General features: G+C 68.6%; 12 protein-coding genes and 3 pseudogenes. 5 read left to right on the plus strand and 10 right to left on the minus strand.

Features of this window, described 5'->3' with window-relative positions; translation table 11 throughout:
* The first annotated feature begins 59 nt into the window (after window positions 1–59).
* The 3 genes and pseudogenes from V4Y04_RS02125 to V4Y04_RS02135 all read left to right on the plus strand — a co-directional run.
* Window positions 60–443 (plus strand): transposase, encoded by a 384-nt coding sequence (locus V4Y04_RS02125; RefSeq protein ID WP_109383656.1) that lies wholly within the window; start codon window positions 60–62, stop codon window positions 441–443.
* A 59-nt stretch (window positions 444–502) separates the two neighbouring features.
* Window positions 503–1,468, plus strand: a complete 966-nt coding sequence (locus V4Y04_RS02130) for an IS3 family transposase (protein WP_443080163.1) — start codon at window positions 503–505, stop codon at window positions 1,466–1,468.
* A gap of 37 nt (window positions 1,469–1,505) precedes the next feature.
* Window positions 1,506–1,820, plus strand: a pseudogene (locus V4Y04_RS02135) (transposase); the annotation flags it as partial.
* Between the two features lie 17 nt (window positions 1,821–1,837).
* Here V4Y04_RS02135 and V4Y04_RS02140 read toward each other — a convergent pair.
* Window positions 1,838–2,182, minus strand: a pseudogene (locus tag V4Y04_RS02140) (transposase); the annotation flags it as partial.
* Window positions 2,183–2,397: 215 nt separating this feature from the next.
* Window positions 2,398–2,791, minus strand: a pseudogene (locus tag V4Y04_RS02145) (helix-turn-helix domain-containing protein); the annotation flags it as partial.
* A 198-nt stretch (window positions 2,792–2,989) separates the two neighbouring features.
* Here V4Y04_RS02145 and V4Y04_RS02150 point away from each other — a divergent pair.
* Window positions 2,990–3,907, plus strand: coding sequence for a MerR family transcriptional regulator (locus V4Y04_RS02150; protein WP_332425426.1), 918 nt, complete (start codon window positions 2,990–2,992; stop codon window positions 3,905–3,907).
* Window positions 3,908–4,210: 303 nt separating this feature from the next.
* Here V4Y04_RS02150 and V4Y04_RS02155 read toward each other — a convergent pair whose 3' ends face one another.
* The 6 genes from V4Y04_RS02155 to V4Y04_RS02180 form a co-directional block, all read right to left on the minus strand.
* The gene (locus V4Y04_RS02155; RefSeq protein ID WP_332425427.1) at window positions 4,211–7,000 is read right to left on the minus strand and encodes a hypothetical protein; all 2,790 of its coding nucleotides are present in this window, start codon (window positions 6,998–7,000) and stop codon (window positions 4,211–4,213) included.
* 242 nt (window positions 7,001–7,242) lie between these two features.
* Window positions 7,243–8,961 carry an IS1182 family transposase gene (locus tag V4Y04_RS02160; RefSeq protein ID WP_332425428.1) on the minus strand — a complete coding sequence of 573 codons (1,719 nt, stop codon included), beginning with the start codon at window positions 8,959–8,961 and terminating at the stop codon, window positions 7,243–7,245.
* Window positions 8,962–9,164: 203 nt separating this feature from the next.
* Window positions 9,165–9,887 (minus strand): HAD family hydrolase, encoded by a 723-nt coding sequence (locus tag V4Y04_RS02165; protein WP_332425430.1) that lies wholly within the window; start codon window positions 9,885–9,887, stop codon window positions 9,165–9,167.
* A complete protein-coding gene (locus V4Y04_RS02170; RefSeq protein ID WP_332425432.1) occupies window positions 9,884–11,380 on the minus strand; it encodes a helix-turn-helix domain-containing protein in 1,497 nt (498 codons plus the stop codon). The genes V4Y04_RS02165 and V4Y04_RS02170 overlap by 4 nt, the downstream gene beginning before the upstream one ends.
* 202 nt (window positions 11,381–11,582) lie before the next feature.
* On the minus strand, window positions 11,583–12,590 hold the full coding sequence (locus tag V4Y04_RS02175) for an IS3 family transposase (protein ID WP_332425434.1): 1,008 nt from the start codon (window positions 12,588–12,590) through the stop codon (window positions 11,583–11,585).
* 17 nt (window positions 12,591–12,607) lie between these two features.
* The gene (locus V4Y04_RS02180; RefSeq protein WP_332425435.1) at window positions 12,608–12,991 is read right to left on the minus strand and encodes a hypothetical protein; all 384 of its coding nucleotides are present in this window, start codon (window positions 12,989–12,991) and stop codon (window positions 12,608–12,610) included.
* A gap of 223 nt (window positions 12,992–13,214) precedes the next feature.
* Between V4Y04_RS02180 and V4Y04_RS02185 the strand changes: the two genes are divergently transcribed.
* Window positions 13,215–13,685 (plus strand): ATP-binding protein, encoded by a 471-nt coding sequence (locus V4Y04_RS02185; RefSeq protein WP_332425436.1) that lies wholly within the window; start codon window positions 13,215–13,217, stop codon window positions 13,683–13,685.
* 50 nt (window positions 13,686–13,735) lie between these two features.
* Here the strand turns inward: V4Y04_RS02185 and V4Y04_RS02190 are convergent, their stop codons facing one another.
* On the minus strand, window positions 13,736–14,224 hold the full coding sequence (locus V4Y04_RS02190; RefSeq protein WP_332425437.1) for an SAM-dependent methyltransferase: 489 nt from the start codon (window positions 14,222–14,224) through the stop codon (window positions 13,736–13,738).
* Window positions 14,225–14,299: 75 nt separating this feature from the next.
* Window positions 14,300–15,688, minus strand: coding sequence for a Tat pathway signal protein (locus V4Y04_RS02195; protein WP_332425438.1), 1,389 nt, complete (start codon window positions 15,686–15,688; stop codon window positions 14,300–14,302).
* Window positions 15,689–15,864 lie beyond the last annotated feature (176 nt).

Below are 15,864 nucleotides of genomic sequence, written 5' to 3' on the forward strand. Positions count from 1 at the left end.
TGAGACGTCCCGCTTCGGCGGGTTAGCCTGAGAGGGCACGACAGGAGAACCACCCCCTCATGACCAGCAGCAAGTCCGCCGGATCCGACCCGGCTCCCCGGCCGAAGCGCCGCACTTTCAGCCCGGAGTACAAGCTGCGGATCGTGGCCGAGTACGACGCCGCCCCGCAGAACGAGAAGGGCGCGGTCCTGCGCCGCGAGCGGCTGTACCACTCGCATGTGAAGGAGTGGCGGGCCGCGCGGGATGCCGGGGCTCTGGAGAAGCTGGTCGACCAGCGTACCGGCCCGGCGAGGCCGAAGAAGTCTGCCGCCGAGGCGGAGAACGAGAAACTGCGCCGCCAGGTGGAGCGTCTGGAGAAGGAACTGGCGCGGAACAAGGCCGCGCTGGAGGTTATGGGAAAAGCTTCCGCGCTCTTGGAAATGATCTCCGAGGGCGCGGACTGAACGCTGCCGTCACCCCGGTGGCCGATGACGCGTTCACCGGCGTCGAGGGCGTGCTGGGTGTGACTGCGGCGTGCCGGCTGACCGGCCGCTCGCGGGCCACCCACTACCGCCGGCTGCGTCCGGCGCCACCACGCCGGCCCCGCAAGCCGCAGGTCCAGCCCTCGGCCCTGACGGCCGAAGAACGGTCTGCGGTACTGGAGTTGATGAACAGCGACGAGTACGCCGAACTGGCGCCCGCGCAGATCTGGGCCCGCGAGCTGGATGCCGGGCGCTACCACTGCTCGGTCTCCACGATGTACCGGATCCTGCGCGAGAAGGGCCAGTCCGGCGAGCGCCGAAGACAGGCCACCCACCCCGCCCAGGCGGTGCCCGAGCTGGTGGCCACCGCCCCGTCGCAGGTGTTCACCTGGGACATCACCAAGGCGGCCGGACCGGCAAAGGGCATCTGGTATCACGCCTACGTCATCATCGACATCTTCAGCCGCTACATCGTCGGCCACACCGTCGAGGCCGCTGAATCGGCCGAACGGGCCGAGGAGTTGATCCGCGAGACCATCGTCCGCAACGGGATCGTGCCCGAGACCGTGCACGCCGACCGCGGCACCTCGATGACGAGCAAGAAGGTCTCCCAGCTGCTGATCGACCTCGGGGTGACAAGGTCGCACTCGCGGCCGAAGGTCTCCAACGACAACCCCTACAGCGAGGCCCAGTTCAAGACCACGAAGTACATGTCGGACTATCCCGAACGGTTCGACTCGCTGGCCCACGCCCGCGAATGGTTCGACGCCTTCATCGCGTACTACAACCACGAGCACCGGCACTCGGGCATCGGCTGGCACACACCCGCCTCCGTCCACTTCGGGACCGCCGAGGAGGTCCGCGACCAGCGCGCGGTCACCCTCGCCGAGGCATACGCCCGCCACCCCGAACGCTTCGGCCGCCGCCCCCGACCACCCGAGATACCCCAGACGGCCTGGATCAACGACCCGTCCAAGCGCCGCGAACCCGCACCACAAACCTCATAGCATCACGACCGTCTCACTGGACTTGAAATCTTCCGACGGCAGCGGCTTCGCCACTGCGGGCCACCTGGCCGCCTACGCCGGCCTGGCACCGGCTACCCGCCGTTCCGGCTCCTCCATACGTGGCGAGCGGCCGGCCCGGCGAGGCAACAAACAGCTCAAGCGAGCCTTCTACCTTGCCGCGTTCGCCTCGCTGTCCCAACCCGACTCACGCGCCTACTACGACAGGAAACGACGGGAGGGAAAACACCACGTCGCCGCGATCGTCTGCCTCGCCCGACGTCGCATCGACGTCCTCTTTGCCATGCTCCGGGACGGCACCTTCTACGAACCACCCAAGATCGCTACCACTTGACGAAAACCATAGGGGCACTTTTTCGCCGCTCCGGCGGCGTGCTGGTGGGCCCGGCAGACAGTGGAGTCGACGTTGACGTCCCAGGTGATCAGGCCCTTCGCATCCGCCTCGGCCTGGAGCTGGGTGAGGATCCTTGCCCAGGTGCCGTCCCGCTGCCAGCGCCGGAACAGGTCATAGACCCGGTCCCAGGGCCCGTATCGTTCCGGCACATCCCGTCAGGGAGCACCGGTTCGGGTCCGCCACCGTATGCCGTCTATCAGCTGCCGCCGCGTCCACACCTGCGGCCGACCCGGCTTGATGCCCGTCGGCAGCAGAGGCTCGAGCCGGGCCCACTGGCCGTTCGTCAGATCCCCACGTCCCACAGGACACGATCATCAACGAACAAGATCCACTTTCACAACAGACCCTAGTGGCTGGCATGGTCGGTGCCGTCCAGCGTGAAGGAGCGCAGGGACTGGCCTAGATGTGGTTGAGCCAGGAACTGTTGGTCGGCGTGTAGGCGAACTCGACGTTGCCGGCCGCGGCCCAGTCGCTGACCCGGCTGTCCTTCCTCGTGGGCAGGTGCGGCGAGAGGTGTCGAGCAGGACCCGAAGGCTCTCGTGGCTGAGGTCGTCGACCACCCCCTCGGTGACCGGAAGGTCGGCCAGCTCGGCCAGGCTCCGGTCGAGAACGGCAGGCCCTGCTCGGCCGGCCTGGACTTGGCGATCTTCTTGATCTTCCGCCGCTCAGGCAGGGTGAGCACCTTGGGCCGACCCACCTTGCACTTCGGGGAGAGGAAGCCAAGCCTTCGATGTTGAGGTTGTGGATCACGTCCCGGACCCGGTCCGCGCTGGTGGACGTCACTCCGACGATCTTCGCCACGGGCATGCCCTGTCGGGCAGCAACACCATCTGGGCCCGCCGCCGGCTCACCACCGACCCGGTGCCCCGGCGGATGATCCGCAGCAGACGCTGCCTCTCGTCGTCATCGATCTCGCGGACGTGTACTCACTCAGCCAACCAGCACAGCCTGGCGAACACCGCGCCGTCCGGGCCAACATCCGAACGGCGCGTCACATCACCAAGGGGCAGAGTATTGGCGCGGCGCGGTGTCCATGGGGTTGCATCTTCCGTAGCGGCATGTGGTCCGGTGGACCTACGTCTCGTTGCCTTGAGGAAAGGTCCCTGCTCATGCATTCGTCGTTCATGCCACCCCGTCAGGTCAAGATCGGTGACGCGGCGGCCTTCGTCGGCAGCACGCCACGGGCGATTCGCCATTACCACGAGATCGGCCTCCTCCCCGAGCCTGAGCGGGGCGGCGATGACCGCCGCCGCTACGGGTACGAGGACATGATCCGCTTGTTGTGGATTCGCAAGATGGCCGACGCCGGGATCGCCCTGGACGACATCCGTGACGCCTTCACCACCGGCACGGTTTCCGCCGGTGCGGACAGCGGAGAAGGTATCGCGGGCATCCTGGAGCGGTTGGAGGAAACCCTCGCCGAGCAGGAGGCGGAAGCGCGGCGGCAACGGACCGCCGTGCAGCGGATGCGGGCCGAAGGCAGCCGGATGGGCCTGCTCTCCGACTTCGTCACCGCACGCCTCAAGAGCCTGCCCGAGGGCTCCCTGCGGCAGGCGGACCTGGACAGTCTGCTGGTCACTGAGCGGATCTTCGGCCCGCTCGGCGCGGCCGTCCAGGCCACCCGCTTCGTCGTCCTGGCCACGCATCCCACTCTGCGGGAGGAAGCCGACCGCATCGATGACGCCGAGGAGGCACTCGATGACAGTGTCGCCGTCGATGATCCACGGGTGGCTCAAGTTGCCGTCGAGCGGCACGCCTTCGAAAGCGCCCTGCAGGCCGTCATCGAGGAGTCCGGCTTGGGTGAGGACGACGATGCCCTCTTCGACGCCTGGGACACGTTGCACCCTGCCACCGCCGGTGACGGCGAGGGCGAGGGCGAGGCCGATCTCGGCTCGGGCAGGCGGGAGGCTGACTCCATGAGCGTGTTCGAAGCCACCGGCAAGATGCCCTACGACTTCTCCCCAGCCCGCCTGCGCTGTATGGAACTGGCGGAAGAACTATCCGCCCAAGACCTACCCGCTACCTGAAACACGGCCTGAGCGATGTGGCCTGGCCGTAGCGGACGAGCTTCCTCGGGTCGCCCGGTGGCGGGCCGGATGCAGGCTGGTCCGTGGTCCGTTCAGCCGTCGGTGTGCCCCCGACCTGTGCATGGGTCTGGGGCACACCGACGGGTGCTCACAGCACCTTCGGCTCCGCCGCATCGTCAGCAGCAGGCTCCCCGGTGACCCCCGCGGAGTCGAGCACATCCGCGGCGAAGTGGACACCGGGAGCGCTCGCCCCGTCGGGCGCCCGGACAGCGGCGGCAGCAGCGAGGAATAGCACCGTGCGGACTACGGCGCGTCGCGGACCGTGCCCTCGAACGGCGGGCCCAGCGGCGCCTCCTCGTCGTCCGTCACCTGGAAGCGCACGTACTCGGCCCCTTCCTTCACCTGGTCGCGGATGGTCGGGACGGTCAGCTCTGTCGATTCTTCGCCCGCCTCGATCGCCGTCCACAGCGTCCCGTACGGGACCTGCGAGAGCGGGACCGCCGGGTTCGGGATCTCCTCCACGAGCTGGGACAGCCACTCCTGGTCGACGTCGGCCGTGGACAGCTCCGGGCGGCCGCCGGTGACGGGGACCAGCTGGGCCACGGCCCAAATCTCGATGTCCGCCTTCTCCGAGAGGGAGATCCGCCACGTCAGTGGCGTGCCCTCGGTGACATCGGCGTTCACCGGCTCGATGGTCACCTTCGGCATCGGATCGTCGTTCGCGGCGGTGACACCGCCGGCGTCCGCGCCGACGACTGTGCCCTGGACGGCCTTGACCGCGATGTCGTGGGGCTTGTCCCAGCCGTAGCGCTTGTTGCCCTCGACCTTCACCTTGACCTTGATCCCGGCGGTGTCGGGGCCGACCTTGACCAGTCGGCCGGTCGACCTGCCGGTGTCCGGGTCGATGACGTACAGCCGGACCGCGCCCGCGTTCTTGCCGGTGATGCGGACGGGCACCTGGTACGTACGGAAGCCGGAGTCGCCCTCCTTGACCGTGAGGCGGCCGATGTCGACGCGGGTGAGCGGCGTGGTCTTCACCGCGGGCGTGCCCGGCTTCCACGACCAGGCGTCCATCAGCCATGCCTTGCCGGAGCGGGACTTGGGGGTCACTTCGAGGGAGGCGATCTTGCTGAGGTTCAGCTTGGCGCGGGTCGCGGCGGTGAGCGGGACGCGGAGCTCCTGCGCCCAGTACGAGGCGGTGCGGTCGGTTCCCGGCAGCCCGTCGATACGGACGCTGCCCAGCACGGCCCGCTTGCCCTTGGCGTCCCTGACGCTGACGTCGAAGCGGGTGCCGCTGGTGTTCGGGGGTACGGCGACGCGCAGCGCGAGGCTTCCCGCGCCCTTGACCGAGACCGGTTTCTGCGGGGTGAGGCGGGCGGTCGTGCCCGGCTTCTTCCAGTCCAGGGCGACCGCGCGGCGCCCGTCCTCGTGCTCGGGGCGCCAGTGCGCGAAGTGCGGCGAGGAGCCGGGGTCCTTCTCGCCCATGCAGGCGGAGCGGCCGGAGGCGACGGCGTCGCACAGACGGGCGCCGCTGACCTTCAGCGGGCCCTGCGGGGCGTCGGGGAGGAAGCCTGCGCCACGGTTGCCGCCGACCGCGTGGGTCAGCACCCGGGCGGGGTCGGCGGAGGGAGCGCGGCGGCCGGTGCCGTCGACGAGCTGGCGTACGCGGTCGTCACCGCCGACGAACAGCCGTGCGGCGGCGGCGATGTAGGTCGCGCCCGCCTTGTGCTGCTGGTTGGCGGAGAGCCGCCCGGCGGCGCCGGGCGAGCAGAGCGGGTCCGGCGACTCGGGCTCGTGCCAGAAGTCGTCGTAGGCCGGGGCCTCGGCCTGGCCCGGGGTCCACTCGCTGTTGAAGTAGTTGTGGTTGGCGCCGATCATGTAGACCGAGCTGTGCAGGGCCTTGCCCCGGCTGACACCCCGGGTGCCGTCCGTGAACACCTGGCCCTGGAGGTCGGAGACGTCACCGTCGCAGCCGGGCAGGATCGTGAGCGAGGGGACGTCGGGCACCGGGTTGTGGCCGAAGAGGGTGGGGCCGATGTGGACCGTGCCGCGGATGTTCCAACGGGCCCTGGACCGGTAGCCGTCCTGGGCGGCCGGCGGCTTGTACAGGCTGTCCATCACCGCGCGGTTGACGCCCTCGCCGCCGCGCGAGTGCCCGACGAGGAGCACCCGGGACAGGTCGGTCTTCGGGCCCTTGCGCACCGCCGCGGGCGCGGAGGCGGGGTTGGCGGCCCAGTCGGCCCAGCGGCCGAGGTGATTGCGGATCAGAGAGGAGCGGGCCTGCGCGCCGCCGTCCTCGGCGTTCCAGTCCTGGCCGTTGATGCCGTTGGCGGAGATCGAGACGGTCATGTACCCCTGGGAGGCAAGGAGCTTCTGGTCGCGCAGATAGCCCCGGTGGCTGGGGATCGGCTTGCTGCCCTTGGTGCAGGGCCAGTTGCCGGAGGTCTCCTCGTCCTTGCCGGGCACGTAGCAGGTGGAGTGGCGACCGTGCAGGAAGAGCGCGATCGGACGCTTGCCGGGGGCGTTCTTCGGGGCGACGACGACCCCGCGCATCTCGACCGGCTCGGGGAGGCCCGGGAGCTTGACGGAGGCGAGGCTGTACTCACCGGTGGTGGTGCCGTACGTGCCGGCCTTGCCCGGGTCGACGGTCCCCGCCGGGAGCTTGGGCGGGAGCTTCGGGGCCGGCGGCGTCACCTTGCGGCTCGCGCCCGCGCCCGGGGCTTCATCGAGCCTGCGCCCGGCCGCCTGGACCTGGAGGTCGTCCAGGTCTGCGGTGCGGACCTCGTCGAGGGGGATACGGAAGGCCCGGCCGTCGTCCTGCGGCTCGGGTACGCCCACGAGCGCACCGTTGGCGCGGAATTCCACGCGGGAGTCGCCCATGGGGACCGGCTCGGGGGCGCGCCACTCCAGGTGGTTCCGCCCGTCCTCACCGGCGATGCGCCAGCCGGGCGGCAGCGTCTCCCCGGCGTCGGGTGTCACTGCTCCGCTGGGCTTGTCCGGCGGAGCCGGGGCGGCGTACGCCCCCGTCGGCGCCACCCCTGCCACTGTCAGCACCGCTAGCGCGGTAACCCATGCCTTCCGGGCACGTATCAAGGCTCTCTCCTCAACCCTGGTCAAGCGCAGGTCCGTTCCGGTGGTCTGTGCCGGATCGAACGCCCTCTCGGACATCGAGACGGGGAGCCGAACCCGTGGGTTGCCTCTGCGGGTGGAGTGAGCGATCGGCGAGGGCTGTACCGCAGGCGGTCGGTAGGGTCGCGCAACGGAAAGATGTGATCCACTACGGCCATTCCGGCCGCCCTAGCTTGACTCTGTCGGGGATCTTGGAAAGCGCGAGGTCAACTGCCCAGCTTTCGCCAGGACCTCAACCGGGGAATCCCCTGTCGGTCCAGGAAGGCCTGGAAGGCGGTCGGCGGTCTCGGTGAAGAGGCTTCCTCGGTCACCGGCTGACCGCTGAGGCGTTTGATGTTCACGGCGATGGCCGTGAGTACGTGTTGCAGATGGGTTTTCGGCTGTCCTCGGTAGCGGCAGCGGCGCATGCCGTGTCCGTGAGCGAACTCGTTGATGGTTCCCTCGACTCCGGAGCGGACCGCGTAGCGGGCCTTCCATTCGGGTGTCTGCTGCTCGGCGCGGACGCGGAGTTGCAGGTCGCGGAGCTCTCGTGGGGGAAATCCCACAGTCCGGGCGCTGTCGACGGTGGTAGTGCAGTGGGTGCGGGCCGGGCAGGGGCGGCACTGCCCTTTGGTGAACCGGGCCACGATCAGCGGGGCGGCGGTGGGTGAAGACGTCGGGTAGGGGCCGTGCCAGCCCGCGCTGACCTGGCCCTGGGGGCAGGTGACCTGCCGACGGTCGAAGTCGATGTGGAAGTCGTCCCGGTCGAAGCCTTCGTTCTGGCGGTGCTGGCGGGTGGGGTTGCCCGGCAGCGGCCCGCTGACGGTGACCCGGTGTTCGCGCTCGGCCCGGTCCAGATGGACCAGGGAGGTGTAGCCACCGTCGACCAGGTGCTCGGCGGGCAGCAGCCCGCGACGCGCCAAACGGTTGTGGATGCCGGGCAGGGCCTGGGCGTCGTTCGTGGCAGCCGAGGTCGTGGCCACGTCTGTGATCACGTTGACGCCGCCGGAGGCACACGTCTCGGTGACATGCGCGGCGAACCCCTTCCAGCTGATGATGTGCCCGTGCCGGACGTAGCGCGCCGTGGTGTCGTAAGGGGAGACGATCGCCGAGGAGGAGAGCGGCAGGCCGGCGTCGTCGGCGGTGCGCCGGCGCAGGCGGCCTGCCGCGTCACGGTAGTAGTTCTGCACGACGATCTGCCGCAGCGCCTCGGCCTGCGGGCCGGGCCGGTAGCCCGATCCCTGCCGGTGGAAGTGTTCCAGCAGTCGGCAGGCGTCGTCGCCGGCGGCGAGGATCCTGGTCTTGGGCCGGGTGGGGTTCTTGCCCAGGCGGACCGGACGGCCGTAGCGGCGCCCCCACTCCTCGTCGACCAGGCCGACCAGAAGGTACGGGGCGGTGCCGGCGACCTCTTCCAGCGCGGCGCGTACGGCCTCGGTGACCAGTTCCAGCCGGGTCAGGTCGCGCACCGCGGCCAGGACGTGGGTGGAATCGGTGCGCTGCGTGGTCCGCTCGCGCACCAGCCCGGCCTCTTTGAGGCGGGCCAGCGCGAGATCGAGGAGGCGGTCGGCGCGATCGCACTCGGCCATCCGGTCACGGAAGTCGGCCAGGACGCTGTGATGAAAGCCGGGATCGTCCAGCTCCATGGCCAGCGCGTACTTGAAGTCGATGCGGCAGCGGACCGCCTCGGCGGCCTGCCGGTCCGACAGGCCGAGCAGGAACTGCAGTACACAGACGGTGGCCAGTTGGGCGGGCGAGATGCCGGGGCGCCCGTCCCGCGGATACCAGTCAGCGAAGTCCTCGTCGCACCATAAGCCGTCGAGGCGGTCTCTCACCCACATCGCCGTCGTACCGCCTGGGTTACTCGCCCGCGCGACCTGCGCAGTCAGAGACGGGACCTGCTCACTGGAACGGGGGTGGAGGGACAACGAGCACCTCGACGACTGCATCGGTCATTGGAACGACCCCGAGCATGCCTGCTGATCATGCTGCCCCACCGGGAGACTCCAAGATCCCCGACAGAGTCAAGTTAGGGCACATCAAACCGCTCCGGCCGGAGAATTCCTACCTGGCCTGCCCGACACACGACCGACCCGGGGCTCAGGCTTCCACCCAGTCCGTCGAACCTACTCACCAACGACGGTGACTCAGGTCAGCCCTGGTCGACGTCCGACACCGCACATTGGTTGATCAGTCGAATTACGCGTTGTGCGTCGGTTAGATCCGGCACAACGTGACAGGCGCCGGCTGCAGCAAGTGCCTCGGCTGTGGTGGTACCGGAAGCGACGCCGATCACCTGGGCACCGCCTTCTCGGCCAGTGCGGACGTCTTCAAGCGAGTCGCCGATGATGACAGTCGTATCCCGTGTGAAGGCACGCCCGTGGCGGGTGCCGGCTCGCTGCTGTGCCACACGCACGAGGGCAGGGCGGTGGGAGTCGTCGGAGGCGTATCCGCCGATGCCGAGGTCGAGATACTCGTCCAAGCCCAGAGCCTTGAGTTTGATCTCCGCGCTGCCTCGCAGGTTGCCGGTGACCACTGTGGGAACCAGCCCGGGCTTTTGCTGCACGGCGGCAAGGGCGGCGGGTGCACCAGGCATGATCTGTCCCGTGCGACGGAGCTCTTCACGGTGAAGCTCTAGTTGTACGGGCATGCGCTGCACGATGCGCTGCGCGAGTTCCTCGATTCGTTCAGGCTCCACTCCGTTCACCCGCAGCAGCTCCCGGACAGCGAGAGGCATCGTCACTCCCGTTCCCCGAGCGGGCAGACTCTGAGCAGGCTGGCCCACTATCTCCTCGAAAAGCTCCCGATAGACCTGCCTGTCGATGTCGCCGACGTAGAGAAGGGTGCGGTCGACGTCCCAGAGAACCAGGATCATGCGGCAGCTCGCTGACGCATGATGCTCTCCCCGCGCTCCAACAGGTCCCTGGTGGGCGAGGAGGCACCGTAGGAACGCGCCTCGTTGAGCATGTTGCGCAGGTGATCGTCGAGGCGGGCGGAGGCAATGCCTTCGGCGAGGGTCAGGACGTCATGAGCGGTGGCGCACCCGGCGTCGGCGTCGCCGGCGCGCATCTGTGCGGTGGCGGCTCGGGAGAGGAATTGGGCAGTGGTTCGGATCTCATCTCGACTGAGCACATCGCGGGCTGCGGCGAATGATTGCGCTGCCCGGTCCGGCTGACCTAGGTCGAGGTAGCAACTCCCGGTCTGTCCGAGGATCTCCCCCGTATTGACCCAGTACAGCCAGTGAGGATCGTCCTCGCCTCGGCCGCGGGCGCAGAGTTCTTCAGCTTCGGCAAGTGCGGCCAGGGCGTGGCGCTCTTCACGGAGTCGGGCGTGACCGCGAGCCTGGCGGGTGAGCAGCATGGCGTTCAGGGCGGGGGCGTCATGCTCCGTGATCGTCTGGCGCGCTGTGCGGGCGGCGGTGATGGCGTCACGCGGGTCGCCGACGGAGTAGCCGTGGATGGCGAGGAAGCCGAGAGCTCCGGCGCGCAGGCGGGAGTCGCCTGAGGCGTGGGCTGCGCGCAGAGCGCCGAGGAAGAGGTGTTGGGCGGCGTCGTGGTCGCCGCCGTCGAAGGTGTACCAGCCGGTCTGGGCTGCCGTGTCGGCGGTGACGGCAGCCAGCCGGCGCCCATGACGCTCGCTGTAGGAGCCGTGCTTGAGCAGGTGCAGGAGCATCTGCAGATGAGTCTTCGCCGTATGGGCGAGGCTTCCGCTCCCGCTGGTCGCGTCAACCTGGCGGAGTGCGTCGGTGGTGCTTTGGAGGGAGCCGATCAGGGCGTCGGTGACGGTCGTGGTACCGGAAGAAGCGGCCACGGCCTCTGTGGGGGCGATGGCGGACTGCAAGACGTACTGGGTGAGTGCGGCTCCGCTCAGGGCGGTCAGCACGCGGCGGCGCTTCATGGCGGTACCTCCGATAGCCACTTCAAGTGACGTCACCATACGATCCGCCGTCCAGGGCAGTACGACCTCCGTCGATCGGCTGTAGCCAGGCTTCGGTGCATCGCCGCGCAGGGGTGTCAGGAGCAAAGGTTGCAGGTCGGAGGGCAGACCGAGGCCGTTGAGAAGGTCGAGAAGGGTGGCGGGGCTGCCGATCTGTTTCTGACCGCGTTCGAGCCCGGAAATGAAGGACTGAGGTAACGCCGTCAGCTCGCGTACGGCCATCTGGGACAAGCCGGCCCGCCTACGCACGAGGCGCAGCAACTCACCGAAGTCCCATGCGGCCAGGGCCCGGTAAACGGCTTCGTCGCGCCAGGCTCGATCGGGAACTCCCGGCGCCGTTCCTGCCTTGGAGCACAGGGGGCACAAGGCACCGGGGTTGTACTGGCTCAGCGCGGTGGCACACCGCTCGCATACGCGGCTCGGCGGTCTCATGGCGCAGCCCCCTGAGTCGAACTCCCCAACCATCCACACGATATGCGGGGATCCATATCTCTACAGAGATATCGCCGCAGAGATCAGCACGAGGGCGTCCTGGTCCCACACTCATGCCCACTGCAGTGACCACTCGGCCGGATGCGGTGATCACGTTGTCGCTACGGCGGAAGATTTCAAGTCCAGTGAGACGGTCGTGATGCTATGAGGTTTGTGGTGCGGGTTCGCGGCGCTTGGACGGGTCGTTGATCCAGGCCGTCTGGGGTATCTCGGGTGGTCGGGGGCGGCGGCCGAAGCGTTCGGGGTGGCGGGCGTATGCCTCGGCGAGGGTGACCGCGCGCTGGTCGCGGACCTCCTCGGCGGTCCCGAAGTGGACGGAGGCGGGTGTGTGCCAGCCGATGCCCGAGTGCCGGTGCTCGTGGTTGTAGTACGCGATGAAGGCGTCGAACCATTCGCGGGCGTGGGCCAGCGAGTCGAACCGTTCGGGATAGTCCGACATGTACTTCGTGGTCTTGAACGGGGCCTCGCTGTAGGGGTTGTCGTTGGAGACCTTCGGCCGCGAGTGCGACCTTGTCACCCCGAGGTCGATCAGCAGCTGGGAGACCTTCTTGCTCGTCATCGAGGTGCCGCGGTCGGCGTGCACGGTCTCGGGCACGATCCCGTTGCGGACGATGGTCTCGCGGATCAACTCCTCGGCCCGTTCGGCCGATTCAGCGGCCTCGACGGTGTGGCCGACGATGTAGCGGCTGAAGATGTCGATGATGACGTAGGCGTGATACCAGATGCCCTTTGCCGGTCCGGCCGCCTTGGTGATGTCCCAGGTGAACACCTGCGACGGGGCGGTGGCCACCAGTTCGGGCACCGCCTGGGCGGGGTGGGTGGCCTGTCTTCGGCGCTCGCCGGACTGGCCCTTCTCGCGCAGGATCCGGTACATCGTGGAGACCGAGCAGTGGTAGCGCCCGGCATCCAGCTCGCGGGCCCAGATCTGCGCGGGCGCCAGTTCGGCGTACTCGTCGCTGTTCATCAACTCCAGTACCGCAGACCGTTCTTCGGCCGTCAGGGCCGAGGGCTGGACCTGCGGCTTGCGGGGCCGGCGTGGTGGCGCCGGACGCAGCCGGCGGTAGTGGGTGGCCCGCGAGCGGCCGGTCAGCCGGCACGCCGCAGTCACACCCAGCACGCCCTCGACGCCGGTGAACGCGTCATCGGCCACCGGGGCGACGGCAGCGTTCAGTCCGCGCCCTCGGAGATCATTTCCAAGAGCGCGGAAGCTTTTCCCATAACCTCCAGCGCGGCCTTGTTCCGCGCCAGTTCCTTCTCCAGACGCTCCACCTGGCGGCGCAGTTTCTCGTTCTCCGCCTCGGCGGCGGACTTCTTCGGCCTCGCCGGGCTGGTGCGCTGGTCGACCAGCTTCTCCAGGGCCCCGGCGTCCCGCGCTGCCCGCCACTCCTTCACATGCGAGTGGTACAGCCGCTCGCGGCGCAGGACCGCGCCCTTCTCGTTCTGCGGGGCGGCGTCGTACTCGGCCACGATCCGCAGCTTGTACTCCGGGCTGAAAGTGCGGCGCTTCGGCCGGGGAGCCGGGTCGGATCCGGCGGACTTGCTGCTGGTCATGAGGGGGTGGTTCTCCTGTCGTGCCCTCTCAGGCTAACCCGCCGAAGCGGGACGTCTCACCCAAGGCTGACAGAGAGGGCGGAGAGGGGAAGGACATGCGCGGCACCACAACGACTCTGCGCTGCCCCTGTCTGTCCCGTCTTCGTCCCTGCAGGGAGCAGACCTGCCTGCGTAGGGCGACATCCACCGCCCGGTCGGTTCTCCGCACCCCCAAGAGGACGTGATGACAACGATTGGCGCACGACCGCTGCGCTCCCCCAAGGCCGATGCTGGCCTGTTGAGTCATTCCTTTCAGATCGCTGAGCGCAGTCCAGGTCAACCCCTCGCACGCATTGACGCATTGCAGGTCGCAGAGATGCGCAGGCTGACCCGGAATCACCTGGTCGAAGAGGGGCTGTCCTGTTACGCAGACGACGCCGTGCTCGTCGTTTCCGAGCTGGTGACGAACGCGGTCCAGCACAGCCACGGTCGCGAGGTCACCCTGACGCTCACCCTCCACAACGGCTACTTACGGATCAACGTCCACGACGGGGTCCCCAGCCGTCGGCCCACTCCAGAGAACCCCTGCGACGAAGACGAGCACGGCCGCGGTTTGCTGTTGGTTCAAACGGTCGCAGACGACCGACGGGGCGCCTGGGGTATCAGCAACGACGGCGCCGGCACGTGGTGCGAACTGGCATTGGCGGTCAGCTGATGACAAGCAATCTCAAAGCCAAGTGCCATGGGCGCCTTCAGATTCCGGTATTACGGGCGTTCGGCTGCATCCCTCCAGTACTCGGCGTCCAGCATCTCACCGGGCCAGGCCGGCTGACGCACCCCTCCTCGGGGGCCCATCTGCTGGAAGTAGGGCGCCAGGTCGATCACAGGAGTTCCGTCGACGGCGTCGAGGTCGGTGACGTGCAGGTCGCGGCCGTCCACGTCGAGCAGGCGCGGGTAGCTGATCGCGAGTTGGTTCGGCCTGCGATGGTTGCGGTGCACGAAGGTTCCTGTGGCCGGCCAGCGCGTGTTCCCTCGAGGGCTGCGGGCGTGAAGCTGCACATCCTCCGGGCGGGCCAGGTGGAAGCGCCACGTCACCGTCAGGTGCGAGAACTCCTCGATCCCTTTCAGGGTTTCGAGTGGGTACTCCTCGTGGAGACGGATGATCGACCGGACTCCGCCCTGGTAGTCGTCCAGGACGCGGGTGTGTCCCCCGACAACTGTGGCGATCGGCCTGACCTCGTACGTGGAGACCACCGTTCGTTCCTCTCGCTCGGCAGGGTGCGCAGGGCGGCGCCCCGGGGGTGTGGCCACCACTGCCCTGTTCGGTGTTCAGCCTATGGCGCGGAGCATGTCGCGTGCGCGGCGGTCCAGCTCCACGATGTGTCGGCCGCCGCGGTGGCGAACGGGCGAGAGGTCGGTCTGCATACGGACGATGACGTCTCGAGCGCGGCCGGATTGGATGCCGGACATCGCATCGAGGGCTTCGTTCCAGGTGGCGCACGCCTCGTCGAGGCGACCTTGCTGGACTTGGACAGCACCGAGGTATCCGAGGGTCACGCTGTGGGTGCGGGCGTAGAGCTGGCGCCGGCGGGTGGCGACGCTGCGCTGGAAGTGGATCTCCGCGTCGCGCGGCCGACCGAGGTCGCGCAAGGCACAGGCTGTCTCGTGAGCGAGCGAGGCTTCCTGAAAGAAGCCCACGCGGCTGGGGACGGCGTTGTTGTCGGCACGGGCGAAGTCCCGTTCGGCGCGGCTGATGGCGGCCAGGGTGCCGGCGCGGTCGCCGTCTGCCGCCAGGGCTCGCGCGTGGACGATCGCGAGAAGGGCCTTCTCCCTGTAGCCGGCCTGGCCGTAGCGGTCGCGGGACATGGAGGCGCCCGCCAGGTCGAGTGCGTTGCGAGGGTGTCCGAGGTCTACGGCCTGGTGCGCCAGGGCCCGGAGAATGTGGCCGCCGAGTGGTCCGTCACCTGCCTCGGCGGCGATCCTGGCCGCGAGGGTGAGGTAGCGCTGCGCGGTGCGGTGTTGCGAGGCGTCGAAGGCCATCCATCCGGCCAGGTAGGTCATTTCCGCTACAGCGGAGTAGAGGTCCCTGCGTATCCGTTCGGTGGCGAACCTGCTGCCCAGCAGCGGCACCGCTTCGTCGCGAAGGTGGCCGGCAAGTGCCGAGCGTCCCGAGGCTCCACCGCGCTGCTGATCGCGGGCCGAGAAGAACCTGGTCAGCTCCCGGACATCGTCGATGTCGGTCGATGTGACCTGTCGGAAGGAGACCGCGGGCCGTTTCGCCGCCTCGGCGGGCGCAGCTGCCCACCACGAGGCGGCAGGCAGCGCGAGACCGGCCGCGGAGTAAGCGGCGGTCGTCAGCATCTTGCGTCGGTGCATGTCCAGATCGTCGCTTCCCAGCTCGGCCAGCGCGGTCAGAGGGTCGACGCTCCAGTGGGAAGCGGAGTCGTCTCGTCCCGTTGGTTCCCCTTCCAGCCCGATCTCGGCCAGGGTGAGGCGTCGGCCGAGCCTGCGGGACAGCGTCTCGCAGAGGATATGGGGCGCCTGCCCGCTCGGGCGTGTGCCCTGGATCCACATGGCGATGTGCGAGCGGGAGATCGCCTGCAGCTCGCGTACCCCGCTCTCCGCGGCAACGCGGGCAACTGCGGCGGCTGCCTGGGGCTGCGACCAGCCTGCTTCCTTCAGGAGCGCGGCGAGGGCGGCATTGCGTTCACGGGCCATGATCTGCCCCTCGGTTCCGGGATGATCTTTGACGCCTTTGACGGCCTTGCCGACCGTGCGGGGATTTCCCCCGACGAAGATTCACGGTTCGCTCAACGTAGCCGCTCCATCACGCACTTCGCACTCCGGTCACCCGTCGAGCACGCGGCTCCGCGTGCAACCTGGCTGATTCCACA

The organism is Streptomyces sp. P9-A2, from assembly GCF_036634175.1.
GTDB lineage: Bacteria > Actinomycetota > Actinomycetes > Streptomycetales > Streptomycetaceae > Streptomyces > Streptomyces pratens.